The sequence below is a fragment of the Streptomyces macrolidinus genome (genome assembly GCF_023887685.1).
In the GTDB taxonomy this organism is placed as follows: domain Bacteria; phylum Actinomycetota; class Actinomycetes; order Streptomycetales; family Streptomycetaceae; genus Streptomyces; species Streptomyces macrolidinus.
On record NZ_JAMWMR010000021.1, the window covers coordinates 100,069 to 125,705 of the forward strand.

Sequence of the window (25,637 nt, forward strand, 5' to 3'; positions counted from 1 at the left end):
TTCGATGGGAGCGCATGTACAAGCGGACCGGGAGTTCTGGAGCGGTGTGCTGGCCGCCGGTGGTGTCACCACGGTCCCCCGCTGGGTCCGCAGGCCCAGGGCAGGTACGGCGGAGTACGAGGCAGTGGTGCCCGGCGACGTCCTGACGACGGTCCGCACGCTGGCGTCGGAGTCCGGAGTGCCGCCGAGCGCGGTGCTCCTGGCCGCGAACGCCAAGGTGCTGTCCGCGCTGTCGGGCGAGCAGCAGGTGGTGACGGGATACGCGGCCGGAGCGGCGGGCGGTCCGCTGCCCTGCCGCCTGACCGTCGCCCCCGGTTCCTGGCGCGACCTGGTGCGCCACGCGCACCGCGTCGAGGCGGACGTGCTGGCCCATCGTGACTTCCCGGTGGCCGAGTTGCGGCGGGAGTCGGGCGTCGCGGGAGCGTCGTCCGAGGTCGTGTACGACCCGGCGGGAGCCGAGGGCGAGCTGACCGGGGACGCGGTGCTGAGGGTGGACTGGTGCGACCGCGGCGGGAAGCTCGCGGTGCGGCTGCGGTACCGCACCGAGGCGCTGGACGCCGAGTCCGCGGCCCGTATCGGCGGCTACCATCTGACGGCGCTGGGACTGATCGCGGCCGACCCCGACGCCGACCACGCACGGCAGAGCCTGCTGGCGCCCGATGAGCGGGAGTACCAGCTCGACGGGCTGGCCGGGCCGAGCCGGACGCTGCCGACGGCGCGGGTGCATGAACTCTTCGAGCAGCGGGTGCGTGCGCATCCGGAGGCCGTGGCCGCGGTCCACGGCGACCGCGCGTGGACGTACGGAGAGCTGAACGCGCGCGCGAACCGGCTGGCGCGGGCGCTGCTGGCGCGGGGGCTGGGCCGCGAGGACGTGGTGGGCGTGGTCACCGAACGCGATCTCGACTGGCCGGCCGCCGTGTTGGCGGTGTTCAAGGCCGGGGGTGTGTATCTGCCGATCGAACCGCACTTCCCGGCCGGCCGCATCGAGGCAACGTTGTCACGTGCCGAGTGCCGCCTCGTGCTGACCGAGTCCGGCAGTACGGACAGCCTCGACCAGGCCCTGACCTCCCTGCCCGGGGTCGAGAAGCTGCTGGTCGGGGAGGCCTACGCGGAACAGCATGACGACGGTGACGTAGGGGTGGAGGTCACGGCCGATCAACTGGCCTATATCTACTTCACCTCCGGCTCCACGGGTGCGCCGAAGGGGGCGATGTGCGAGCACGCGGGCATGCTCAACCATCTCTACGCCAAGATCGACGACTTGGGCATCGATCAGGGTCACGTGGTGGCGCAGACGGCCCCGCAGTGTTTCGACATCTCGCTGTGGCAGTTGCTGTCCGCGCTGTTGGTGGGCGGACGGACACTCCTGGTCGGTCAGGAGGCGATCGTCGACGTGGAGCGGTTCGTCGACACCATCGCCCGAGGCCGTGTGAGGGTCATGCAGGTGGTGCCCTCCTATCTGGAGGTGGTGGTCTCCTACCTGGAGCAGTACCCTCGCGCGCTGCCGGACCTGAGATGTGTGTCGGTGACCGGTGAGGCCTTGAAGTGGGAGCTGGTCCAGCGCTGGTTCACCTGCCGACCGGGCGTCCGGCTGATCAACGCCTATGGCCTGACGGAGACATCGGACGACACCAACCACGAGATCATGGACGAGGCCCCGGAGGGCAGGCGCGTCCTGCTGGGGCACGCGGTCAACAACGTACGTGTCTACGTCGTCGACGAGCGGTTGGCGCTCGTGCCGCTGGGCGCGCCGGGGCTGATCGCGTTCTCCGGGGTGTGCGTGGGGCGGGGGTACATCAACGATCCGGAGCGGACCCGGGAGGCCTATCGGGAGGATCCGTACCGGCCCGGTGAGCGGCTCTATCTGGGCGGTGACTGGGGGCGCTGGCACCCGGGCGGCAAGCTGGAGTTCCTCGGCCGCCGCGACAACCAGGTGAAGATCCGCGGCTTCCGGATCGAGATCGGCGAGATCGAGAACACCCTGCTGCGGGTGCCGGGGGTGCGCGACGGCGCGGTGGTGGTCACCGAACGGCCCGACCGGAGCACCCACTTGATCGCGTTCTACACCGGACAGTCCCTGCCCGCAGACGAGTTGCGCCGGGCGCTGGGTGCCGCGCTGCCGGTCTATATGGTCCCCTCGGCGTTCCACTGGCGCGACAGCCTGCCGCTGACCGCCAACGGCAAGATCGACAGGAAGGCCCTGACCGCGCTGGCCGAGCAGGCCGCACAGACCGCGGACGCCGCGGGCGCCGAGGCGCGGGACCGTGCCCCGCAGACCCCGGCCGAGCGGAAGCTGGCCGCTGTCTGGGCCGAGGTGCTGGGCGTCCCCGCGCACCGGATCGGCCGCCAGGACCACTTCTTCGACTCCGGCGGCACGTCACTGTCGGCGGTGAAGCTCACCATCGCCCTGGACCGTGCGGTGTCCCTCAAGGACATCACGCGCCACCCGGTGCTCGCCGACCTCGCCGCGCTCCTCGACGGCACCCCCCAGGAGCGCCCGGAGCTGCTCCAGCCCCTCTCGGAGCCGGGCGGTACGGCGCGAGGTGCCCTGGTCTGCTTCCCCTACGCCGGTGGCAACGCGGTGAACTTCATGCCGATGGCCGCCGCCCTGGCCGAGGGCGGCCCCGCGGTGTACGCGGTCGATCTGCCCGGCCATGATCTGGCCGCCCACCACGAGCCGTTCGCACCGCTGACACGGGTGGCGGACCAGGTCACCGCCGAGATCACCGCGCGCGGTCTGACCAGGGTCATGCTGTGGGGCCACTCCTCGGGCACCGCACTCGCCGTGGAGACGGCGCGGATGCTGCGGGACCGCGGGGTGGAGGTTCTCAGGGTGTTCCTCGGCGCGCAACTGCCCGGCACCGCGGACGACCGGCGCGCCGCCATCACCGAGCTGACGGAGCAGAGCAACGCCGAGATCGCCGCGCGGCTCGCCGCGGACAGCGGGTACACCGAACTCGGCGAGTTGAACGCGCGACACGCCGAGCACATCGGCGCCGCCTACCGTCACGACTGTGTGTCCGCGCACCGCTACTTCGCCGACGCCCTGGACCGCCCTCCGGCGGTGAAGCTGTCCGCGCCGGTGACCGTGGTCATCGCCGCCGACGACCCGAGCACGGCCACGTTCCGCGCCCGATACCGCGACTGGCGGCTGCTGGCCGAGCACGTCGAGTTGCACGAGATCCCCGACGGCGGCCACTACTTCCTGCGCACCCGTCCCGCCGAGGCGGCGAAGGCCGTCCTGGGCCCCGCCGAACTGATGGCGTCCTCCTGACCCTTGGGCCTCATCGAGCCTCCTGAGTGGCGATCGAAAGGAATCCGAGATGTCCCTCTCCTCCCCGGCCTCACTTCTCGAAGTGGCGCTGCAGCCGGGCAAACCCGCGACGCTGCAGGTCGACTCCCCCGGCGATGCGCCGGGTTGGGCGGCCCGGCATCGCGAGGCCCTGCGTGCCCGGGTCACCGAACACGGCGCGGTGCTCGTCCGTGGTCTGGGACTGCGGGAGCCGGCTCAGGTCGGTGCCGTCTTCGCGGGGCTGGCGGGTGAGCTGATGACGGAGCGGGAGGCGTTCGCGCCCCGGGAGTCCTACGGCCCCGGGCTGTACTCCTCCTCCACCTGGCCGCCCAACCAGCCGATGTGTATGCACCATGAGCTGAGCTACACCCTCGAGGTCCCCGGTCTGATGCTGTTCGCGTGTCTGACCGCGGCCGACGAGGGCGGGGCCACCGGGGTCGCCGACGCGGAGCAGATGCTCCAGGCGCTGCCGACGACCCTCACCGAGCGGTTCGAGCGCGAGGGCTGGCTGCTCACACGCAGCTACAACGACGAGATCGGGGCGTCCCTGACGGAGTCGTTCGGCACCGAGGACCGGGCCGCCATCGAGCAGTACTGCCGCTCCCGTGCCATCGACTTCACGTGGCAGAGCGACGGCTCCCTGCACACCCGCCAGCGCCGCAGCGCCGTCGTACGCCACCCGGTCACCGGCCGGCGCTGCTGGTTCAACCAGATCGCCTTCCTCAACGAGTGGACCCTGGCCCCGGAGGTGCGCGAGTACCTGGTGGACGTCTACGGCGAGGACGGGCTGCCGTTCAACACCCGCTTCGGGGACGGCACCCCGATCAGCGAGGACATCGTCCAGCAGTTGAACGCCACCTACGAGGAGCACACCCGGCGCGAGCCCTGGCGGCCCGGCGACCTGATGCTCGTCGACAACATCCGCACCGCGCACAGCAGAGAGCCCTACAGCGGAGAGCGCCAGGTCCTGGTCGCCATGGCCGAACCCCGACGGCTCGCCGATCACTCCGCCACCGTGGAGGTGAACCCTCGATGACAGCACAGCCGTCACTCGCCCCGCAGCCGGGGACGTCCCCATCCGGCCCGCCGTCCTTCGCGCTGGTCTCCGGCACCCAGGTGCAGCAGGCGCTGAGCGGGCACGAACGGGAGATCGTGGATCTCGTCGAGGCCATCTACCGGCTGCACGGCGCCGGGGACTCGGTCAACCCGCCGTCGTACTTCCTGCGCTTCCCGGACCGTCCCGCCGACCGCATCATCGCGCTCCCGGCCTCCATCGGCGGGCCGATCCGCGTGGACGGTCTGAAGTGGATCTCCAGCTTCCCGGCCAATGTGTCGGCCGGTCTGCCGCGGGCGTCCGCCGTGCTCATCCTCAACGACCACGACACGGGCTACCCCTTCGCCTGCCTGGAGAGTTCCATCATCAGCGCCACCAGGACGGCGGCCTCCGCCGCGCTGGCGGCCGACCGGCTCAGCCGCAACCGTCCGCGCCCCACCCGGATCGGCTTCGTCGGCACGGGCCTGATCGCCCGCTACATCCACACCTTCCTGGCGGGCACCGGCTGGACGTTCGACACCATCGGCGTCCACGACCTGTCCACCGACAGCAGCACCGGATTCTGCGGCTACCTACGGGAGTCCGGTGCGGTGGCCGAGGACGCACACATCACCGTCCATGACAGCGCGGAGGAACTGATCCGCTCCAGCGACCTGGTGGTCTTCGCCACCGTCGCGGGCGCGCCCCATGTCACCGACCCGTCCTGGTTCGACCACCACCCGCTGGTCCTGCATGTGTCCCTGCGCGACCTCGACCCCCGTATCCTGCTCGCCTCGGCCAACTTCGTCGACGACGTCGAGCACTGTCTGAAGGCCGACACCTCTCCCCACCTGGCCGAGCAACTCACCGGCAACCGCGACTTCCTGGACGGCACCCTCGACGACGTCCTGACCGGCCGGGTCACCCCGCCCACCGACCGGCCCGTGATCTTCTCGCCCTTCGGGCTCGGGGTCCTCGACCTCGCCGTCGGCAAGTACGTCTACGACGAACTGGCCCGAACCGGACGCCTCCACCTCATCGACGACTTCTTCCACGAACTGCGCCGGTACGGCTGAACGCCCGTGCCGTTCGATCCTGTTGTCAGGAGGCCATCGTGCCCGTCATTTCCGCCCCTCACGCCTTCAACGAAGGCCGGCTCTTCGTCGACCTCCAGTCGATCTTCGGACGCTCCCTCTACTTGAAATGCGAGGGCTTCAATTTCGCCGGCTCCATCAAGTTGAAAGCGGCGGCCGAGATGGTGGAGACCGCCGAGCGGGACGGGGTCCTGAAGCCGGATTCGATCCTGGTCGAGTCCTCGTCCGGCAACCTCGGCGTGGCGCTCAGCATGATCGCCGCGAGCAAGGGCTACCGGTTCCTGTGCGTGACGGACTCCCGGTGCAATCTGTCGACGCGGTTGCTGATGGAGGCGCTGGGCAGCGAGGTGCACATCCTCTCCGACCTGGACGCCAACGGCGGCTTCCTCGGCGCGCGGATCGACTACGTCCGGGGGCTGTGCGCCTCCGACGAGCGATATGTGTGGCTCAGCCAGTACACCAACCCGGGCAACTGGCGGGCGCACTACCGCAAGACGGCACCGGAGATCGCCCGCGAGTTCCCGCGCCTGGACGTGCTGTTCATCGGCGCGGGCACCACCGGCACCCTGATGGGCTGCGCGCGCTACTTCCGGGAGCGGCACCGGCCGGTGCAGATCATCGCGGTGGACAGCGTGGGTTCGGTGGCCTTCGGCGGCAAGCCCGGCCGCCGGATGATCCCGGGTCTGGGCATGAGCATGCGTCCGCCGCTGCTCGACGAGTCCTTCGTGGACGAGGTGATATGGGTCGAGGAGGCGGACACGATCCGCGCCTGCCACCGTCTGGCCCGGCGCGGGTTCCTGTTCGGCGGGTCCACGGGGACGGTCGTCAGCGGGGCGATGGACTGGCTGACCCGGCATGACACCCGGGGCCTGACCGCGGTGGCCATCGCCCCGGACCTCGGCGAGCGCTACCTGGACACCATCTACCAGGCCAACTGGCTCCAGGACCTGTACGGCGACCACGTCTTCGACGCCGCGGAGGTGCCCGCCGCGTCCCGGGTGATCAAGCCCGTACCCCGAGCACCCGGCCGACGACCCAAGCCGTGACACGGCACGCCACGGCACGGCACGGCACGGCACGGCACGCCACGGCACGGCACGGAGAGCCTCGTGCTCAGTCGCTGTCGAGGCCGTCGATCAGACGGTTGAGGAACCGGGTGAAGGTGTCCTCGGGGCCGAGGGGACGTCCGGAGGCCGCGAGGGCTTCGGCGAGTTCGGGGTGGTGGCCGTCCGCCGCCACGGCCGCGAGGTAGCGGGCCTCGGCCGCGGCGCGGTCGGGCGAGCGTGACACCGCGGCCTGGGCGATCTCGTAGGAGACATGCCCGGCCACGAAGGCGGTGAGCTGGGCGAAGATCTCCAGCTTCGCGGCACCGTCGAGTCCGGTGGGCCGCAGGGCGGCGAGCGCGTGTTCCAGGAACGCCAGGGTGTGGGGTCCGGGGGTGCGGCGCGTGGACAGGGCGGCGGGCAGCCAGGGGTGGCGCAGCATCAGGGCGCGCTGGAGGCGGGCGATGGCCTTGAGGTCGGTGCGCCAGTCGCCGGTGGAGGTGACCGTGGTCGGCAGTTCGCCGCTGACGTGGTCGATCATCAGCTCCAGCAGCGCCTCCTTGTCGGGGGCGTAGCTGTAGAGCGACATGACGCCGGCGCCGACCTGTGCGGCGACCTTCCGCATGGTGACCGCGTCGAGTCCCTCCGCGTCGGCGAGGGCGACGGCCGCCGCCGTGATCGTCTCGCGGTCGTAGGCGGGCCGACGTCCCCTGCGGGGCTGACCGGACGTCAGCCAGAGCTGCTGGGGGTCGACACCTGTGGCACCGGCCCCTCGGTCGCCCGCTCGCTCACTGGCCGCTCGGTCACCGGACATGGCCTCGGCTCCTTCCCTGATCGCGGAAGCCCTTGCATCCGCCATCCAACCATCCCGTATTCTCGTACAACGTACGTGAATTGAGGAGGGGAACGATGTCATCACCCACGCACGCTCCTGTGCCGAGGCCGGCCTGGGCGCCGCCGTCCGGGAAGCCGCCGCTGTCCGCACGGATGATGAGGGCGACCTGGCGCGGGCTCCCGGCGAGGCGGCACGACGTCGGCCGGGAGCCGGGCCTGGTCGTACCGGCCGACGACGGCAGCCCGTTGCTCACGGACCACTACTTCCCGCGCGCCGAGGGCGACTTCCCCACCCTGCTGGTGCGCTCGCCCTACGGCCGGGGCTTCCCGTGGTCCCCCATGTACGGCCTGCTCTTCGCCGAACAGGGCTTCCACGTGGTCCTGCAGAGCTGCCGCGGCACGGGCGGTTCGGGCGGCGCGTTCGATCTGTGGCGCAACGAGGCCGCCGACGGGCAGGCCACGGTGCGCTGGCTGCGCGAACAGCCCTGGTTCGACGGACGGCTCGGCACCATCGGCGCCAGCTACCTGGGCTATGTGCAGTGGGGCCTCGCCCTGGCCCCGCCGCCCGAGCTGAAGGCCATGGTCATGCAGGTGGGGCTGCACGATCCCTACGCCCTCTTCTACGAACACGGAGTGCTCCGCCTGGAGACCGCACTCGCCGACGGCGTGGGCATCACCTACCAGCATCAGGGGATGGCAGCGTTCCTGAAGGCGTCCCTGCGCCTGCAACGCCGTCTGCGGGACATCACCACCGCGCGACCGCTGCGCCGCGCGTACGTGCCCGCCCTCGGGGAGGTGCCCTGGCTGGACGAGGTGATGACGCACCCGGACGCCGCGGACCCGTACTGGAGCGGCGCGTCGTCGGCGGCGGTGGCGGAGCGGCTGGAGGTGCCGACCGCTCTGATCACCGGGTGGCACGACGCGCTGGTCGACCAGAGCTTCGAGCAGTACGCACGCCTGCGGCGGGCCGGATGCGACACATCCCTGCTCGTCGGCCCCTGGACCCATACCTCCGCGCTGCAGAAGGGATGGCCCGAGGTGTTCGCCGAGAGCCTCGCCTGGCTGCGCGCGCACCTGTGCGACGACCCCTCCGGTCTGCGTCCCACGCGCGTGCGCGTCCACAGAGGCGACGACGGCTGGCGGGACCTCGACGACTGGCCGTCGGCACCGGCCACCACCGCGTGGTACCCGACCCAGGACGGCCACCTCACCCGGCACGGCCCCACGGACTCCGACCCCGTGGCGTCGTTCCGCTACGACCCGGCCGACCCGACACCGTCCGTCGGCGGACCCCTGCTCTCCCGGACCGCCGGTGCTCGGGACAACAGGGCGCTGGAGGCCCGGGACGACGTGCTCACGTTCACCAGCGCCCCGCTGACCGAGCCCGTGGACCTCCTCGGCCCGGTCTCCGCGCGCCTCAGCGTCGCCACGGACACCGGTCACGCCCATGTCTTCGCCCGCCTGTGCGAGGTGGACGCGCAAGGCCGCTCGATCAACATCTGCGACGGACTGGCCCCGCTCCGGACGACGGGCCAGGAGCCATCGCGGGTCACGGTGCCCATGAGCTCCACCGCCCACCGCTTCGCCGCCGGTCACCGCATCCGCTGGCAGATCAGCGGAGGCGCCCATCCCCGCTATGCCCGCAGCCCCGGCACCGGGGAGTCCCCGGTGGACGCCACCAGCTTCACCCCGGTACGGATCACGCTCCACGCGGACTCGGCGCTGCTGCTCGCGCACAGTTCCGAGCTGGATCAGTCCTCCGCTTCACATGGGGGTACTCGGTCATAGGGAAGAGGTGCCCGCTTCGCCGCGGGGCCGGTCGTCCACCGGCTCCCCGGCGCGGCGGCCGATCGATGCGGAGGTCCGTGTCATGTCCACTCAGGTCGCCTGTCGCAGGGTGTACGAGGAGACCTCACCGCAGGACGGCAAGCGTGTGCTGGTCGACCGGGTCTGGCCACGAGGGATGCGCAAGGAGGACGCGCATCTGGACGAGTGGCTACGGGACGTGGCGCCCTCCACCGAGCTGCGCCAGTGGTACGGCCATGAGCCGTCCCGGTTCACCGAGTTCCGCCGTCGTTACCGCGCGGAGCTGCGCGATGCCGGCCACCGTGAGGCGGCCGGGCATCTGCGCGAACTGGCATCCCGGAACAGGCTCACGCTCCTCACCGCCACGAAGGACGTGGACCACAGCCAGGCCGCCGTCCTGGCGGAGTGGCTGGGCGAGAAGCACTGACCTCATCGGTCGGGGTTGCTGAGCAGGTGGCGGGGGTCGGCCGCGCTCCTGATGGCGGACTCGACGGCCGCGACACGGTCCGCGAGCAGACCGAGCGCCGCGACAGCCCGCGTGAGCGGGTCGCTCTCCGCTCCGCCGAGGGACTGGGAGCGGACGTACGCGGCCTTCACCTCGGCCCAGCGCACGGCCTCCTCGGCGGTGAGCGTGCCCCGTAGCTCGGCCAGCTTCAGGAGGTTGGCCTCGGCCGAGGAGGTGAGGGTCTGGGCCTCCGCCCGGTAGTGGTCCTCGATGACGGCCGCGCGTTCCGCGTCGTTCATGACCGGCTGCACCCGCTGGGCGATCTTGTTCATGTTGCGGTACGAACCCTGCAACTGGAACGGCGGCTCGGCGCGGGACACGTCGGCCTGGGCGGCGGAAGCGATGTACGCGGTGTTGACCGCCAGGACCGTCTCGCGCAGCGCGAGCAGATGCCGCAGGACGGCGAGGATCTGCTCCAACTCCGCGGGGGCGTACGGGTGGACGAGCCGGTCGGCCCCGGCCGCGGGGTCCCCGGCGGCCAGCCGGACGAGCAGGTCCAGGTCCGCGCGGTCGCGGCCCGCGAGAGGGGCGAGCACCGGGTTCGCGGTGAGCGCGTTCTCCAGGAAGCTGAGCGCGAAGACGTCCTCCTTGCCGCTCAGGACGTCACCGAGGTTCCAGACGTCGGCGCGGTTGGCGAGCATGTCGGGCACCCGGAAGCGGCTGCCGGACTCGGTGTAGGGGTTGCCCGCCATACAGACCGCGAACCGCTTGCCCCGCAGGTCGAAGGTGCGCGGCTCGCCGCCCCACACACCCTCGACGCGGCGGGTGGTGTCGCACAGCGGGATGAACTTCTGGAGCAGCTCGGGCGAGGTGTGCTGGATGTCGTCCAGATACAGCAGGGTGTTGTTCCCGGCCGCCAGCGCGAAGTTGATCTTCTCGATCTCCTGACGCGCGGTGGCGTTCGGGGCGTCGGCCGGGTCGAGCGAGGTGACGGCGTGGCCGAGCGCCGGGCCGCTCACCTTGACGAGCATGAGGCCGAGGCGGTCGGCGACGTACTCCATGAGGGTCGTCTTGCCGTAGCCCGGCGGGGAGATGAGCAGCAGCAGACCGCCGGTGTCGGTGCGCCGTGAATCGCCCGCGGTACCGAGCTGCTTGGCGAGGTTGTCGCCGATCAGCGGCAGATACACCTCGTCGATGAGGCGGTTGCGGACGAACGCGGGCATGGTGCGCGGGCGGTGGTCGTCCAGGCGCAGCCGCGAGCGTTCGGCGGTCACCAGCTCGGTGCGGCGGCGCTGGTAGGCGCGGAACGCAGGCACGTCCCGCTCCCTGAACGCCGCCGTCCGGACGAGGAACTCATCGATCCTCAAGGGCAGTTGACGGCTGTGAATGCGCGGGTGGGTGCCGAGCAGTCCCTCGGCGGTGGCCGTCAGCGGGGCGTCCGACTCGTAGCGGGTCAGGTCGGGACACAGCTCGGCGGCCACCGCCTCGTCCAGGTCCCCGGCGGTGAGTTCCGTGCCGGTGGCGGACGCGTACGACGACAGCCAGGCCTCGGCCAGTTGACGCCGTGCGGCGAGGTCGCCGACCGCGGCGAGGTCCTCGTCGTAGGCCGAAACACCCACGGTGTGGCGGAACTTGTCGAGCAGGGTGTGCGTGGCGGCGCTGAGGACGAAGCCCTCGGGGCCGCTTGTCAGCTCCTCGACGAGATAGGCGGCTGCCGCGGCGGCACTCCCGTGCTCCCCGATCGCGTCGGCGAGTTCGGCACGCAGGTCGGCCAGGGCCGGTGTCGGGCCGAAGGTCTGCTCGGCGCGGGCGAGGGACACCGCGCGCCGCGTCCAGTGCTGGCGCTCCTCCGCCGTGGTGCCGTGCGCCCAGAACAGGTGGGCGGCGGCGCGGGCGGCGGGCTCGTGGCGCAACGGCCCGGCCGCTTCGTACAGGTCGAGCAGCGCGCGGAGGACGACGGTGGCGTCGTGGTCGTGGATGCCGCGTTCGTAGCCTTCGTCGTACGCCTCTTCCGCCGCCTTGCGTACGAGGGCGGGCAGGTCGTCGGCCTGGGCGAGAGCCGCCGGACCGTGGGCGTCGAGGAGTCGGGCGGCGAGGTGTTCGGCGCGGTACACCTCCGGTGATTCGGAGGGCAGTTGACGGTCGCGGAGGCGGACGTCCGCGGCGTCCGGGTCGGTGGCGGGTGAGCGGTAGTCGGTGCCGGTCAGGGCGAAGGCGAGGCCGTCGCCGTCCGGGACCAGGGTGAGGTCGAGCGGCTGGGTGTTGACCGCGAAGCGGTGGCTGCCGAACCGGACGGTCCGGCCGCCGTCGGCGTACAGGTCGGTGCGGTCGCGCAGGGCGCGGGCGGCCTCCTGGCGCGCGGCCTTGAGGCGGCCCGCCAGTTCCTCGGCCCGCACGCTGTCGCCGAGCGCACGCAACTCGTCCGCGGTGGTGCGGACCTTGGCGACCATGGGGTCGGAGGCGAAGTAGGTGTTGACCGCGTCGGTGTCGGCGAGCGTGGCGCAGCGGCGGGCGATGGTCTCCAACACCCGGGTGGCGGAGGCCGCGAGCTGTTCCGCGCGGCGGGCGCGGGCGTCGGCGAGGCTCTGCTTGCGGGCGGTGAAGGCCTCGTAGACCTCACCGCGCTTGTCGGCGAGTGTGCCGAGGAAGTCCCCGAACTCCGCGAATCGGGACTCCAGATCCTCCACCCGTACGAGGACGCGCGCGAGGTGTTCGTCGCAGGCCTCGGGGGTGTCGGACGCGGCCAGCGCGCCGGTGACGGCCTGGCCGAGCAGGGCGAACTCGGCGGCGAACTCGGCGCGTCCCTCGTTCTCCATGAGGTCGCGGCGGCGGGCGTCGAGGGTGGCGCGGGCGCGGTTGACGCCGCCCATCACCTCGGCGATGCGTTCCAGGATGGAGGTGCGGACGGTGGCGTCGCCGATGGTGAGCCCGGCGACCACCTCGGTCACCGTGTCGAGTCCGTCGGCGAGTTGGTCCAGGCGCGTCACGAGGGGCGCCGCCTCGGCGACGGTGGCGATCGACTCGGCGTCGGTGACGAGCCGTTCGATGTCCTCGTGGTGACGGGTGAAGGCGTCCGGGCGAGCGAGGAAGGTGACGGCGCGCTGCCCGAAGGCGGCGAGGTCCGTCTCGACACCGGAGGCCAGTTCGTCGATACGGGCGGTGTCCGCGTACCGCATCTCCCTGATCGTCAGCAAGTGACCCTGGGCGTGGCGCAGTTCGGTCAGCCCGTTCACCCAGGCGGCGGCGTCGCGCGGGGCCTCGCCGCGCAGTCGGCGTACCACCCCGGCGACGGCGCCCGCGGCTTCTTCGAGGGCGTCGGCGGCCTGCCGGGTCAGCGTCTGTACGGTCTCGAACTCGGCCAGTACCTGCCGGGCGGTGGCGTGGACGTCGTCCAACGGGGTGCGCAGATCGCCGAGTTCGTCCTCGCCGAGCCAGTGGTGGGTGTCGGCGGCGCGGACACACGCGGCGGCCAGGGCCTTGTACACCTCGGTCGTCGGGGTGGTCTCGGCGACGGCGCGGGTGATGGACAGGCAGTCGGCGATGCCGCGGACGAGGTCGGCGTTGCCGACGCGGGCGAGCGGTCCGCTGCCGGTGGGGGCGGTGGCGGCGTAGGTGTCGGAGACGTAGGGGGAGGTCCACAGTTGGACGGGGTGGACCCGGGCGGGTTCGTCGCTCTCGACACGCAGCACGGTGAGCGTGCCGTCGTCGAACAGGGACCAGCCGTGGCAGGACAGCGGGGCGTCGATCTCCTTGCGGATCACGTTGTAGGGCAGGAGCAGGCTGTTGCCGCCCGCCCGCGCGCGGAACGCGAAGAGGACGTCCTCACCGTTGGGTGAGCGCACTTCGCGCTGGAACTCCAGGTCCGCCGTGTCGAGTTCGTAGGTCTTGCAGGTTCCGGTGGACAGGCAGTAGCCGCCCGCGAAGACGATCCCCTGGTCCTCGGGCAGCCGTCGGCAGGCCTGTCCGATGCCGTCGAGGCGGACCACGGACCGGGTGAGGGTGTTGAACACCAGGTACCGGTGGGCGTCCTCCTTGTAGGGGCGGACGCGCAGCAGGATCAGGGCGCCCACGCGTGCGTGGGCGATGTCGGCGTCGGCGAGCGACTGGAGCGGTTCGTCGACGGGCTCGGCATAGATCCCCTCCCCCGTCTCGGTGTCGTCCTCCACCTTGACGGTCAGCGTGCCTCCGACCGTGGTGACGAACACCTCGCCCTGGACGGCGACATGCGGGTGGCGGCCCAGTACGTGTTCCTCGCGGGTCGCCTCGGTCCAGGTGAAGTCGTAGGGCGGCGGGAAGACATGGTCGCGGTCTCCGCGCGCGTCGAGGAAGGACGCCCGCCCGTCGTCGGTGAGCGCCCAGCGCAGGACGCGGATGTCCTCGGCCTTCGCGCCGGTCTGGAAGACGGCGAGCAGCTTGCCGTCGAGGCGGCGCAGCCGGAGGAGGCGGGCCTGCCGGTAGTAGCGGTGCAGGGCCGTGAACTCCCGTACGAAGTCGGGGTCGTCCAGCAGGCCGGGGACGGCGCTCGCGGGCAGCCGGTTCAACTCGCGGTCGTGCAGGGCGAAGACGTCGTCCACGGCCTTCTCGGCCGTCACGCCGGACGAGGTGTTGTACCCGAACAGGAGGGTGTCACCGACGGCCGCGATGTCGCCGGGCACGCCCGGGTGTTCGGTGCGCAGCCGCTCGGTGCGGGCGAGTTCGAGACGCGTCGAGCCGAACTCCTCGGTGCGGCGGGCGTCGAGCGCCTGGACGCGGCGGGCCAGTTCGGCGGCCTGCGCGGCGAGGCGGTCGCGCAACACCTCGTAGGTGCCGGTGTCGAGCATGTCGTGGGCCTCGCGGGTACCGGTGTCCTGGCCGGTTGTCATGGGATCCCTCTCAGGAAGTCAGGAGTGACGGTCCGGAGCTGCCCCCCGTGTGGCAGCTCCGGACCGCCGACCGGTCAGCTCTTCGCGCTGCCGTTCAGCGCTGCGAGCGAAGTGTCCGCGAGTCCCAACTCGCCTGCCTTCTCCAGCAGTTGCTGAAGCTGCCCGGTGTTCGTACCGCCCGTCTTCATGAGCTTCATGAGCAGGGCGGACACGGTCAGATGCTGGATGTCGGCCGAGGAGACCGAGCCGAGGATGCGGCTGAGGTCGTCGGTGAAGGACGACGTACCGTCCAGCCACGGCCCGGCGAGCTTGCGCGCGGTGTCGGAGTGCTCGACGACCGCGTCGACACCCTTGCCGAGCGCGATCGAGGACATGAGCCGGTCGAAGAAGACGGACTCCCCGCCGACGATGTCGATGTCGGCGTTCTCCAGGCCGGTGGCGAGCACCGTGGCCTGCGCCTCGGCGACCTGCCGCTGGACGTCGAGACCGGCGAGCCGGATCTCCTTCTCGGCCTCCAGCCGCAGCCGGTACTCCTCGTGCCCGCGCGACGCCTCGTCGAGCGCGGCCATCGCCGCGGCCTTCTCGGTGAGTCCGGCCGCCTCGGCCTTGAGCTTCTCGCCGACGGCCAGCGCCTCGGCCAGCGCCTTGGCCTGCGAGCCTTCCGCCTCGGCGCGCATCCGGGCCTCGGTGGCCACGGCCTCGGCGCGGCCCGCCTTCTCGATGACCTCGGCTTCCTTGTCGCGGACCTGAACGGCCGCGAGTCCCTCGGCCGCCGCCTCCGCCTGAAGGCCCTCGGCCAGCTTCAGCTTGGCCTGGGCGTCGAGGTCCGCGGACTTCAACCGGGCCTCGGCCAGGGTGAGTTCCTCGGCCGCGCGGTGGGTGGCGGCCTGCTCGGCGGCCTCGGCGGCCTTGATGTCCTTGACCAGCTTCTCCTGCGCCTCGGCCTCCGCGGCGATGATCACGGCCTGGCGCTCGCGCTCCGCCTCCTCCACGGCGCGCAGCTTCTTGATGGACTCCTCCTGCTCGGCGACCGTACGGTCCACCGCGACCCGCTCGCGGATGACCTCGGCGATCTCGCGCTTCTCCGCCTCGACCTCCTTCTCGGCGGAGATCCGTGTCAGTTGCGTCTCCCGGTCACGCGCGATGACCTCGAGCAGCCGGTCCTTCTCGATGCGCTCGTTCTCGACGGCGATGACCCGCTCGCGGTTCTTCGCGGCGACGGCGACCTCACGGGCCTGGTTCTCACGCTGGATGCCGAGCTGTTCCTCGGTGCGCAGGAAGGCGCTCTGCGCGCGCAGCCGCTCCTCCTCGACGACCCGCGCGGTCTCGGCCTCCTCCCGCGCCCGGACGGTCTCGATCTCGCGCCGCTGCTTGATCTCGGCGTCGGTCTGACGGCGTTCCAGCTCCAGGATGGCCTCGCGGGCGTCGACGTTCTGCCGGGCGATCTCCTTCTCCTCGGTGCGCTGGGCCTCGTTGGTGCGCACGTGCTCGGTGGCCGTCAGCTCGGTGATCTTGCGGATGCCCTGCGCGTCCAGGACGTTGGCCGGGTCGAGCTGCTTCAGCGGCGTCTGCTCCAGGTAGTCGATCGCCGCGTCCTCGAGGTGGTAGCCGTTGAGGTCGACACCGATGACCTCGATGATCCGGTACCGCAGCTCCTCGCGCTTGGTGTACAGGTCGGTGAAGTCCAGTTGCTTGCCGACGGTCTTCAGCGCCTCGGAGAACTTCGCGTGGAACAGCTCCTGAAGGGTTTCCTTGTCGCTGGCCCGTGCCGTGCCCACGGCCTGGGCGACCTTGATGACGTCGTCGACGGTCTTGTTGACGCGGACGAAGAACGATATCCGGATGTCGGCACGGATGTTGTCGCGGCAGATCAGCCCGTCGCGTCCGGTCCGGGTGATCTCGATGGCCTTCACCGAGATGTCCATCACCTCGGCCTTGTGGAGCACCGGCAGCACGACCTGACCGGTGAAGGTCACATCGACCTTCCGCGTCTTGGAGACGATCAGCGCCTTGCCCTGCTCCACCTTGCGGAACAGGCGGGAGAAGACGAGCAGCACGACGAGGACGGCGAGCAGACAGACGGCGGCGAGTACGCCGATGGCTTCCATGACATAGGTCCTTGAGGCGTAGAGAGACGTAGGAGCGTGAAGTGGAGGGGATCCGGGATCCGGGATCCGGGATCCGGGATCCCGGGGGACGGTGGCTCAGGCGACGCGGTCGCGTGCCCTGAGCGGCCGTCGGGCAGTGGAGTACGAGAAGTGTCGAACGGGTCCGCCGGTCTCGGCGGGGGCACTCGGCGAACCGGTGCCGTCGCCGCCGGTTCCCTCGGCGGGCCGGGACGGTTGGTCAGGGAAGAGGCGGTGCAGTGACCGTACGAGCAGACGGGTCGGCAGCCAGGCCAGGAGCAGCGCGCCGGGCGGTGCCAGCAGGCGCAGTACGCCGGTGACCGTGCCCGGCAGCGCACAGGCGGCCAGCAGCACGGCCGCGCCGACGGCGAGGAACCAGGCGAACACCGTCACCAGCGTGAGCGCGACCATCACCGGCACCCCGCCAAGGCCCCAGGCCTTGAGGTCCGCGTCCGCGTCGAAGCTGTCCGAGGTCGTGGCCCCCACCGCGACCAGCAGCCAGAAGCACGCGATCACGACCAGGGCGGCGGTGAACAGCAGTGCGGGCAAACCTGCGGCGGCCTCCACGAACGTTCGCATGTCTTGGCCCCCTCTACCTCACACATATCCAGGACGACGCACGGCCGGGCTCCCCGGTTCCGGTGTCGGGCTCCTGCCGGTGTCCGGCACCGGAACCATCCGCCGTGCTCCCCGCAGACCATGCTGCCCGGCTCGGGGGCCTCGGCGCATTGCCGGTTCCCGGCAATCTTCATGAGGTTCTGTATGCCGGTGGACCACCACGTCCTCGTCGTCCGCACCTCAGAAGCGCCGGACGACATGACGGAACGGAAGGTCCCGGAAGCGTTCCGGGCAACCGGTTTCGACGCGCACTCATGTGACGGCGCGGATCGGCGCCGCGCACTCCTCGGCCGAGGCATCCTCCCCGCGCCCTTGTCCCTGGAGTGTCCGGCAGGGGTCTAGCGTGGACGCCGTGCGTCCCTTCGAAGGACGCACGGCGAGGACCCCGGCCCGATTCCGGCGGGCCGGGGTCCTCGTTCTCCTTGCACGGGTGACGGGATCAGTCCCGGTCGTAACCGTAGTCGTCGCCCTTGTCCCCGTGGTGGTGACGGTGGATCACCCGGAAGCTGCCCACTACACCGTGCTTGACCTTCACGCCGCCCCTGACGTGACGCGGGAACAGCCCGTCCGACTGGCTCCAGGGGCCGACGACGGCGATGGGAGCGCCGTTGTCGCAGGTGGCACCGCTGAAGAGCTCGACGGTGCGGTGGCTGTCGTTGCGGACGTTGAGGCTCTTGGAACCGAGCCCGCTGACGACGGTGATGCAGCCGTCCGGGATCGCCGGGTAGTCCCGCTCGTTGATGTGGATACGGCCGATGTGGAAGCGCTTGTGCTCGTGCTCCCGGCCGCCGCCTCCGTGGCCTCCTTCGTTGCCCTTGCCTTCGTAACCACGGTCGTTGTCGTCGTCACCTCGACCGTTGCCACCCCGGCCGTTGTCGCCCCGACCGTTGTTGCCACCGCTGCCCTCGAGGGCGGCCTCGGGGGCGGGGGCTGCGGCGGGAGCGGGGATGGGAGCGGCCTGCTGGGCGATCGGAGCCGTATTGGCCGGCTCGGAAGCCGCGGAAGCGTAGGTGATACCGGTGGCCACGAGGGCCGCACCGGCCGCAAGCGCGGCAGTAACAGCGGTGGAACGCGTTGCCATGTCACTTCTCCTGTCTCAGACACGTCGGCTGTGAGCCGATGCGAGATTGAACGTACATACGCGCGCAATCTCTGTCATGTCAGACATACGGAAAATATGAGGAACACTACGTTTGGAGTAACGGTGGCTGACATCGCGTCAGCCTCGGTCGGGCCGACCGTGCGTCATGAGGCATCAGGACGTGCTTGTGCAGGGAAGTTCCGCTTGGGCAAAGGACATCACTCGAGCGGCACAGGAGAGTGCACTCGTCCGTACTATCTCCAGGACCTGTTGCGTGGTGCGTCATGGACGGGGAACGTCACGCGCGCACGAGTCGGGCGCACATGAGCCCGGCACTCCACACACCCATCACCACGGCCACACGACCAAGGAAGGCCCACACGATGTCCGAGACCGGGACTGTCGCCACCGAACTGACATCGCAGTACACCGCCCAGGTGTCTAGCGACCTCGAACGCAACGTCAAGGAGCAGGAACGTATCAGCGCGGAGATCGGCTCGCTGCAACAGCAACTGACCGCCCTCCAGCAGGACCACGCCCTGCTGGTCACCATGCAGAAGGCACTCGGTATCGCTCCGGCTCCCGCCGAGCCCGCCGACGCCGTGGTGCCCGCTCCCCGGAAGAAGGACGCCGCCGCCGCGGGTACGGACACGCGGACCCGGGAGCGGAAGGCCACCAAGAAGGCCGCGAACAAGCCCGCGCGCAGGGCCAGCGCCACGAAGCCCGCGCGCAAGGCCGCCACGTCGACGCCCGTACAGCCCACCCTCGTCGAACTCGTCCGCCGTCATCTGGCCGAGCAGAGCGAACCCCGCTCGGCGGCGGAGGTCGCCACCGCGCTCGGCCAGGCTCACCCCGATCGCGGCGTCAAGACCACGGTCGTACGGACCACGCTGGAGGGCCTCGTCGCCAGGAACCAGGCCCAGCGCAGCAAGCAGGGCACCTCGGTCTTCTACACCTCCCCCGACACGGCACCGCGGAAGGCGCCGGAGGCAGAGGTGGCACAGCCCGCCAACTGACCGGTGTGCGCGCCAAGTTGACGATGGTGCTCCCCCGCGATGCCCTGGCCCTGTCCGCCCGATCGCGGCGGTGGGAGAACCTTCCCTCCCGTTCGGACATCTCTTGGAGGGGGGCCATGGCATCCGCGGAGGACCCGCGGGCGCGAAAGCCGAAAGGAAGGCGTGTGCCGGCCATCAGTCAGCGGGTGCACCTGGTGCTGCTCGCCGCCTGGACAGTGCTCTGGTTCATCGTGGTCGAGCCGCACGGTGGGTTCTCCTGGCACTATCTGCGCACCGGCGGCGAGCTGATCTACGCGGGCGCCTCCGGCCGCGACGACGGCGGACTCAATCTGTACGCCCACCACCCCGAACTCCAGATGGGGCCCGTCAGCTTCCTGGTCGCGGGGCTGTTCAATCCCTTCCCCGAGGCCGTCGGACAGGTGCTGGCCGCCGCGCTGATGTCCGCGCTCGGGCCGGTGATCCTGGTCCTGGCCGGGCGCAGCGCCGCCTCGTACTTCCTGGGCACCGGGACCAACCACCAACGGCTGCGCCGACGTGTGCTGATCGCGGGCCTCGCCTTCATCCCCATGTGGATCGAGGTGGCGGTCCGCTTCGGGCATCTCGACGACGTCCTGGCCCTCTTCTTCACGGCCCTGGCCGTACGTTCCCTCACGCTCGGCAACGCGGCCTCGACCGGTGTGTTCCTGGCCCTGGCGGTGGACTCCAAGCCGACCGCGCTGGCCTTCCTGCCGCTGCTGCTCGCGCTGCCGAGACACCAGTGGCCGCGCGCGGGCCTGTGGTGCGCGGGGCTGGTCGCGCTCGCCTGGCTGCCGTTCTTCGTCGGCGCTCCGCACTCGTTCGCCGCGGCGCAGTTCACCATCCCCAACCAGCCCGCGTCCGCGCTGCGCTGGCTCGGCGTCGGTGACCCACGGACCCCCTCCTGGGACCGTCCCGCACAGGCCGCGCTGGGACTGACACTCGGCTGCCTGGCGGTGTGGCGCGGCCGACTGGCGGCGGTCGTCCTGCTCGGGGCCGACGCGCGCATCCTCCTGGACCCCAGCGTCTACACGTACTACACGGCCTCGGTCCTGCTGGGCACCCTGCTGTGGGACGTGATCGGGCAGCAGCGCCTGGTCCCGTGGTGGAGCTGGATCGGGCTGCTCACCCTGTACGGCAGCGTCTTCGTCGTCCCCGACGACTCGACGCGCGGCCTGCTGCGCCTGGGCTTCGTGCTCGTCTCCACCGCGTACGTGCTGTTCTGGCCGGTCCGCGAGCGCCGTGAGCGGCACTCGCGGGGGCGGGCACGACGGCCGCTCATGCCCGCGGCGCGACAGGGCGGGACGGACGAACGGCAGGTGTACGAGGGAGCCGTCCCGGCGCGGGGCCACGGTGCGGGACAGGGCGGCTTCGACCACCCCTGACGCGCACGGCGCTCGCGGACACCGGACGTACACGGTGGCCGGGCGACCCGGGGCGAGGCAGGGTGGAAGGCATGGGTTTGCGGCACAGTCTCGCCGATATGCGGGAGCCTTGGCAGCGGAGCCACGCCCTGCTGCTGCTCCCCGTCGCGCTCATCGTGGCAACGACGATCGTGGACATCCACTCCCCCACCGATGTGCATCTGGGACCCACTCTGATCATCGCGCCCGCCCTCACGCCGTCGTTCGCGGGCCCGCGGCTGACCGCGCTCGTGGGCGCGCTGGCCGTGGGCGGACAGTTCCTGGTCGCCGAGGTGCACGGCGGGCTGTACACCACGAACCACATCGTGCAGATCATCACGCTCACCGTGCTCTCCGCGCTGATCGTCGTCTACTGCGCCGTCCGGGACCGTTACCACGCGCAACTGGCCCAGGTCCGCTCGGTGGCCGAGGCCGCGCAGCGGGTCCTGCTGTGGCCACTGCCCGAACAGATCGGTCCCCTGAAGGTCGCCAGCCTGTACCTGGCCGCCGAGGACGAGGCGCAGATCGGCGGCGACCTGTACGCGACCACGCGTACCGACGGCCTGGTGCGGGTCATGATCGGCGACGTACGCGGCAAGGGCCTCCCCGCCGTCGGTGAGGCCGCCCTGCTGCTCGGCGCCTTCCGCGAGGTCGGCTACCGGCACAGCTCCCTGCCGGAACTGGCCGCCGCCCTGGAGAAGAGCGTCAGCCGCTATCTGGACGACTTCGAGCCGCCCGAGGAGGTCGGTGAACGCTTCGCCACCGCCTTGCTGGTGGAGATCCCGTACGCGGCTCCGCTCACCCGGGTGACCAGTTGCGGGCATCCGCCGCCGCTGCTGCTCAGCCCCGGTCATGTGGTCACCGTTCCGGAGCTGCGCCCCGCTCCGCCGATGGGGATCGGCCCGACCAGCCCGGAGGGCTACGACCTGGACGTGTTCTCCTTCCACCCCGGCGAGACCCTCCTGCTCTACACCGACGGGGTCATCGAGGCCCGCGACGCCGACGGCCGCTTCTACCCCCTCGCCGAACGCGTCGCCCAGTGGACCGAGGCCGCCCCGGCGGCGCTCGTCCACCACATCCGGCGCGACCTCCTCGCCCATACCGGTGGCCGCCTCGACGACGACGCCGCGCTCGTCGCGCTCCGGCGCGTCCCGAACACCCACCCGGGCCGCCAGCACGGGCTGGTCCTCCACGCCGACCGTTCCCCTCAGGAGCCCGCGGCCGCGGACCGGGAGAGCTGAGCCATTCGGGGCACCAGGCGCGTCAGTGGGCGATGGAGTCGATCAGGGCGCGGGCCCCCTGGCGCAGCAGCGCGACGGCGACCGACGTGCCCAGCGTCTCGGCGTCCAGCGGGCCCGCCCACTCATGGGCGTTGAGCACGGTCTTGCCGTCGGGGGTGAACACGGCCGCCCGCAGGGACAGGTCACTCTGACGTTCGGCGCGGGCGTACCCGGCGATGGGCGAGTTGCAGTGGCCCTGGAGGACATGGAGCAGCATGCGCTCGGCGGCGGCCTCCCGGTGGGTGGCGGGGTGCCCGAGGTCACTGACGCTGTCGATGACCGCCGTGTCGTCCTGACGGCACTGCAACGCGAGGATGCCCGCGCCGATCGGCGGCATCATCGTCTCCAGCGACAGCACCTCGCTGATGACGTCGGTGCGGCCGATGCGTTCGAGCCCGGACAGGGCCAGCAGCAGAGCGTCCGCCTCACCGGCCGCGAGCTTGTCCAGGCGCCGGTTGGCGTTGCCGCGCATCGGCACGCACGTCAGATGCGGGTGACTGGCGGCGAGCTGGGCGGTGCGCCGGACCGAGGACGTGCCGATCCGGGTACCGGGCGGGAGTTCGTCGAGGGTGAGCCCGCCGGGGTGGACCAGGGCGTCGCGCATGTCGTCGCGGCGCAGGACGGCGGCGAACACCGTACCGACGGGGAGCGGCCGGTCGGCGGGCACGTCCTTGAGACAGTGCACGGCCAGATCCGCGTCACCCGCCAGCAGCGCGGCGTCGACCTCCTTGGTGAACGCGCCCTTGCCCTCCACCTGGGAGAGGCTGCCCGTCCAGCGGTCGCCGGTCGTCTTCACGGGGACGACCTCGGTACGGATGTGCGGGTGGCGTGCGGCCAGTTCACCGCGTACGCGCTCCACCTGGGCGAGGGCCATGGGGGAGTCTCGGGAGACGATACGGATCAGCTCGGGGCCGGACATGCCGCTCACCATAGACCCGCCGCCACCCGCTACGGGAGCACTCGTCGCCGGGAGAAGTCCGCCCGTCGCGTGGGCAGGAACCGCCCGCTGGCGACCGGACCTGCGCGAAGGCGTGCTCGCGCCGCGCGGGCGGGAACCGCAGCCGTCAACCTCGCGCCCGCGTCGACACACTCACGGTGTATTGACGCGTTCCGGTCGGGGCGCCGTGGTCGCCGTCGCGAGGCATGCTTGAGTGGTGATCGAGCTTGCCGCGCTGTTCGCCGTCACGGGTGCCGCGAGCAATGCGATGGGTACCGCGTTCCAGCGCAAGGCGGCCTCCACGCTCGCGCGCGGTGGCGGCCTGCGGATGCTTCTCGCGCTGGCCCACCGTCCCGTCTGGCTGATCGGTGTCGGCGGGGTCGTCGGCGCCGCGCTGTTCCAGGCGCTCGCCCTGGTGAACGGGCCCATGGCGCTGGTGCAGCCGCTGTTCGTCCTGGAACTGCCCTTCGCCCTGCTCATCGCCGCGCGGCTGATGCGCCGCCGATTGCCGGGCTCCGGCTGGTGGGCGATCGTCGCGGTGGTCACCGGGCTCGCCCTGGTGCTCGGCTCCGCCGCGCCCTCCGGGGCGAAGGACCAGGCGTCCATGGTGCGGTGGTTCCCGGTCCTCGTGGGGTGCCTGGGGGCCATGGTCGCGGCGGTCGTGCTGACCCGCCCCGGACGCCCGCCGCTGTTCCGGGCCGCCGTGCTGGGGTCGGCCGCGGCGGTCGGCAACGCCCTCACGGCCGCGCTGCTGAAGTCCGCCACGGGGACGTTCGCCGACCACGGGCTGCGGGCCTTCCTCACGTCCTGGCAGACCTACGGGTTCGCGCTGACCGGTGTCAGCGCCGTCCTGCTGCTGGAGAACGCCCTCCAGGCGGGCCCCCTGTTCGCGTCCCAGCCCGCGCTGACCGTCGGCGACGCCGCGGTGAGCCTGGTCCTGGGCGTGATGCTGTTCGAGGAGCACATCCGCACCGGCTGGTGGCTGCTCCCGTTGGCGCTGGGCGTGGCCCTCGTCGTGGGCGGCGTCCTGAAGCTGAGCCACGTGGTGGCGGCCACGCAGGCCCCCGAGCCCTCCCCCGAAGACAGCCTGCGCCGCCCCACACCGCCGGTGACGTCATGACCGCGTCCGGTGGCTCGGCGCGGTCCTCGGGTCACCCGCGTCCGCGGACCGCGTCCTTTCCGGATGCGGGCGGCTGCGACTCGTTGAAAGGTGAGGGGGAGACTGCGGATCGACTCGCGGAGGAGACATCATGTCGACGTCACAGCCTGACGAAGCGTCCCGTCGTCTGTCCGACGACCGTGCCACGCCGGACGACCTCCTGCACGCGGCCCCGTCGGAGGCCTCGCCGGAGGATCTGGTCCTCGCCTCGGGCAAGGACATCACGCCCAGCACCCTGGCGTGGGCCAAGCGCAAGCTCGCGGCCGAAGGACAGGCGGCGTTCGACAAGCTCGCACCCTGAGCGAAGCTGACATCCCGGGCGCTCGGATCCCGAGCCACCGGGCCCCGAGGGACACCTCGTTTACCGTCCTTTGACGTGCTCGGACCATACTGGGAGGGCGACCTCGTCCCCGTCCCCCAGAGTGCCTCCATGACCAAGTCCTCCCCTGCCCACCCGACGGCTCCCGACACCGTGTGGCTGGCACGCGGGCGCCACCTCGGCACGGGTGCCGAGGACGCGGTCCGACGGCGCCTGCGCGAGCTGAAGAGCAGCGAGATCATCCAGGACCATCTCGAGTTCGAAGGGTCGGGCGGGCACACGGCCGGGCGCGCCTTCGAGGCCCGCTGGCTGGTCGCCGACGACATCGTCGTACGGGCGCGGCTGAACCTCGGCGCCTACGAGGACAGGAGCGGCGCGCAGGAGTGGGCGCTGGTGGCGGAGGCGGACCGGCGCTGGGACGTCGACTGGCTCTCGCCCGCCACCGTGTTCTGGCCCGAGGACGCCGAGGTGCCCTGGGACCACGACACGCTCCCCGGGCTCCGCTTCCGGGAGATCAACCCGCTGCCCACGGACGACCGGGTAATGCGGCGTCTGCTGAGGGACTGCGCGCGCCGGTCGTGGAGCGTGCATGTGATCGTGCACGAGGCGATGACCACCGATGAGCTGGGGCGCCGCCCGCTGGCCCCGCTGCTGCCGCCCGGCCTGCGCCATCGCATCGTGGAGCACCGCGCCGCGCCCGACCAGTTCCAGGTGGTCAACTGGGCGCTGTACGACCTGGGGGCGCGGGTGCCGCGCGGTGGTGCCGTGGTGCTCCCGGGGGCGCCGGCCGACCCCGGCGTCGGGGACGACAGCTTCTCCGTACGCTCGGTGTTCCTCGACGGTTCGCGGCCCACGGACCTCATCGACACCGTGCGGCGCTACGCCGAGTCGCCTCGCCCGCTGCCCGAGGGGGCCGAGGAGGCGCTGGCCGAGCTGCGCGAGCAGTGGCATCTGACGACGCTGGAGGAGGAGCTGGCCCAGGCCCGCAGTCAGGTAGCCGCCTACGAGGAGGCGCTCGAGGCGATGACGAAGTCGCGCGACCTGTACAAGGAGGCGGCCGAGCTGGCCCATCAGGCGCTGGCGGACTACCGGGAGTCCGGGGCCCAGCCGTCCGCGCGCCGCGAGCCGCGCAAGCGGGAGGGCTTCTCCTTCCGCAACCTCACCAAGCCCCTGGAGCGCATACGCGACAACGCCAAGCTGCTCCGCGCACCGGGCAGCGACGCCCCCGCGTCCGGCGAGACGAAGTCGGAACCGGAGCCGGAGGACCCGGGGCG

General features: G+C 71.3%; 18 protein-coding genes. 12 read left to right on the forward strand and 6 right to left on the reverse strand.

Translation table 11 applies throughout. From position 1 onward, the window contains the following. Positions 1-4 precede the first annotated feature (4 nt). The 4 genes from NGF19_RS21965 to sbnA are packed head-to-tail and all read left to right on the forward strand — an operon-like array spanning position 5 to position 6,465. Positions 5-3,274, forward strand: coding sequence for a non-ribosomal peptide synthetase (locus NGF19_RS21965; RefSeq protein WP_252426790.1), 3,270 nt, complete (start codon positions 5-7; stop codon positions 3,272-3,274). A gap of 49 nt (positions 3,275-3,323) precedes the next feature. Continuing rightward, entirely contained in the window at positions 3,324-4,328 is a 1,005-nt protein-coding gene (locus NGF19_RS21970) for a TauD/TfdA family dioxygenase (RefSeq protein WP_252426791.1), read from the forward strand. Next, positions 4,325-5,401, forward strand: coding sequence for a 2,3-diaminopropionate biosynthesis protein SbnB (sbnB, locus tag NGF19_RS21975; protein WP_252426792.1), 1,077 nt, complete (start codon positions 4,325-4,327; stop codon positions 5,399-5,401). The genes NGF19_RS21970 and sbnB overlap by 4 nt, the downstream gene beginning before the upstream one ends. Positions 5,402-5,439: 38 nt before the next feature. Next, on the forward strand, positions 5,440-6,465 hold the full coding sequence (gene sbnA, locus NGF19_RS21980; protein ID WP_252426793.1) for a 2,3-diaminopropionate biosynthesis protein SbnA: 1,026 nt from the start codon (positions 5,440-5,442) through the stop codon (positions 6,463-6,465). A gap of 67 nt (positions 6,466-6,532) precedes the next feature. On the opposite strand, the gene NGF19_RS21985 is transcribed toward sbnA, so the two are convergent. Continuing rightward, positions 6,533-7,276, reverse strand: a complete 744-nt coding sequence (locus NGF19_RS21985; RefSeq protein WP_252426794.1) for a TetR/AcrR family transcriptional regulator — start codon at positions 7,274-7,276, stop codon at positions 6,533-6,535. Positions 7,277-7,371: 95 nt separating this feature from the next. Here NGF19_RS21985 and NGF19_RS21990 point away from each other — a divergent pair, with 95 nt between their 5' ends. Further along, a complete protein-coding gene (locus NGF19_RS21990; RefSeq protein WP_252426795.1) occupies positions 7,372-9,084 on the forward strand; it encodes a CocE/NonD family hydrolase in 1,713 nt (570 codons plus the stop codon). Positions 9,085-9,166: 82 nt separating this feature from the next. After that, positions 9,167-9,529 carry a DUF488 domain-containing protein gene (locus tag NGF19_RS21995; RefSeq protein WP_252426796.1) on the forward strand — a complete coding sequence of 121 codons (363 nt, stop codon included), beginning with the start codon at positions 9,167-9,169 and terminating at the stop codon, positions 9,527-9,529. 2 nt (positions 9,530-9,531) lie between these two features. Here NGF19_RS21995 and NGF19_RS22000 read toward each other — a convergent pair whose 3' ends face one another. The 4 genes from NGF19_RS22000 to NGF19_RS22015 all read right to left on the reverse strand — a co-directional run bounded on the left by NGF19_RS22000 (position 9,532) and on the right by NGF19_RS22015 (position 18,234). Next, the gene (locus NGF19_RS22000; RefSeq protein WP_252426797.1) at positions 9,532-14,409 is read right to left on the reverse strand and encodes a DNA repair ATPase; all 4,878 of its coding nucleotides are present in this window, start codon (positions 14,407-14,409) and stop codon (positions 9,532-9,534) included. Positions 14,410-14,483: 74 nt separating this feature from the next. Continuing rightward, a complete protein-coding gene (locus NGF19_RS22005) occupies positions 14,484-16,517 on the reverse strand; it encodes a flotillin family protein (protein WP_252426798.1) in 2,034 nt (677 codons plus the stop codon). Positions 16,518-16,613: 96 nt separating this feature from the next. Further along, positions 16,614-17,114: a hypothetical protein gene (locus NGF19_RS22010; RefSeq protein ID WP_252426799.1), complete on the reverse strand. Its 501-nt coding sequence runs from the start codon at positions 17,112-17,114 to the stop codon at positions 16,614-16,616. A gap of 478 nt (positions 17,115-17,592) precedes the next feature. After that, positions 17,593-18,234 (reverse strand): hypothetical protein, encoded by a 642-nt coding sequence (locus tag NGF19_RS22015; protein ID WP_252426800.1) that lies wholly within the window; start codon positions 18,232-18,234, stop codon positions 17,593-17,595. 383 nt (positions 18,235-18,617) lie between these two features. On the opposite strand from NGF19_RS22015, the gene NGF19_RS22020 reads away from it, so the two are divergent. The 3 genes from NGF19_RS22020 (at position 18,618) to NGF19_RS22030 (ending at position 21,909) form a co-directional block, all read left to right on the forward strand. Further along, complete coding sequence (locus tag NGF19_RS22020) at positions 18,618-19,250, forward strand: hypothetical protein (RefSeq protein ID WP_252426801.1); 633 nt, start codon at positions 18,618-18,620, stop codon at positions 19,248-19,250. A gap of 164 nt (positions 19,251-19,414) precedes the next feature. Then, positions 19,415-20,650 carry a hypothetical protein gene (locus tag NGF19_RS22025; RefSeq protein ID WP_252426802.1) on the forward strand — a complete coding sequence of 412 codons (1,236 nt, stop codon included), beginning with the start codon at positions 19,415-19,417 and terminating at the stop codon, positions 20,648-20,650. Positions 20,651-20,721: 71 nt separating this feature from the next. Further along, complete coding sequence (locus tag NGF19_RS22030; protein WP_252426803.1) at positions 20,722-21,909, forward strand: PP2C family protein-serine/threonine phosphatase; 1,188 nt, start codon at positions 20,722-20,724, stop codon at positions 21,907-21,909. Between the two features lie 22 nt (positions 21,910-21,931). Here the strand turns inward: NGF19_RS22030 and hemC are convergent, their stop codons facing one another. Then, positions 21,932-22,867 (reverse strand): hydroxymethylbilane synthase, encoded by a 936-nt coding sequence (gene hemC / locus NGF19_RS22035; protein ID WP_252426804.1) that lies wholly within the window; start codon positions 22,865-22,867, stop codon positions 21,932-21,934. Positions 22,868-23,102: 235 nt separating this feature from the next. Between hemC and NGF19_RS22040 the strand changes: the two genes are divergently transcribed. The 3 genes from NGF19_RS22040 to NGF19_RS22050 all read left to right on the forward strand — a co-directional run. Continuing rightward, complete coding sequence (locus NGF19_RS22040; protein ID WP_252426805.1) at positions 23,103-24,005, forward strand: DMT family transporter; 903 nt, start codon at positions 23,103-23,105, stop codon at positions 24,003-24,005. Between the two features lie 130 nt (positions 24,006-24,135). Then, positions 24,136-24,345: a hypothetical protein gene (locus tag NGF19_RS22045; protein WP_252426806.1), complete on the forward strand. Its 210-nt coding sequence runs from the start codon at positions 24,136-24,138 to the stop codon at positions 24,343-24,345. A gap of 129 nt (positions 24,346-24,474) precedes the next feature. Continuing rightward, positions 24,475-25,637: hypothetical protein (locus NGF19_RS22050; protein WP_252426807.1), on the forward strand; the 1,163-nt coding region annotated here is incomplete at its 3' end.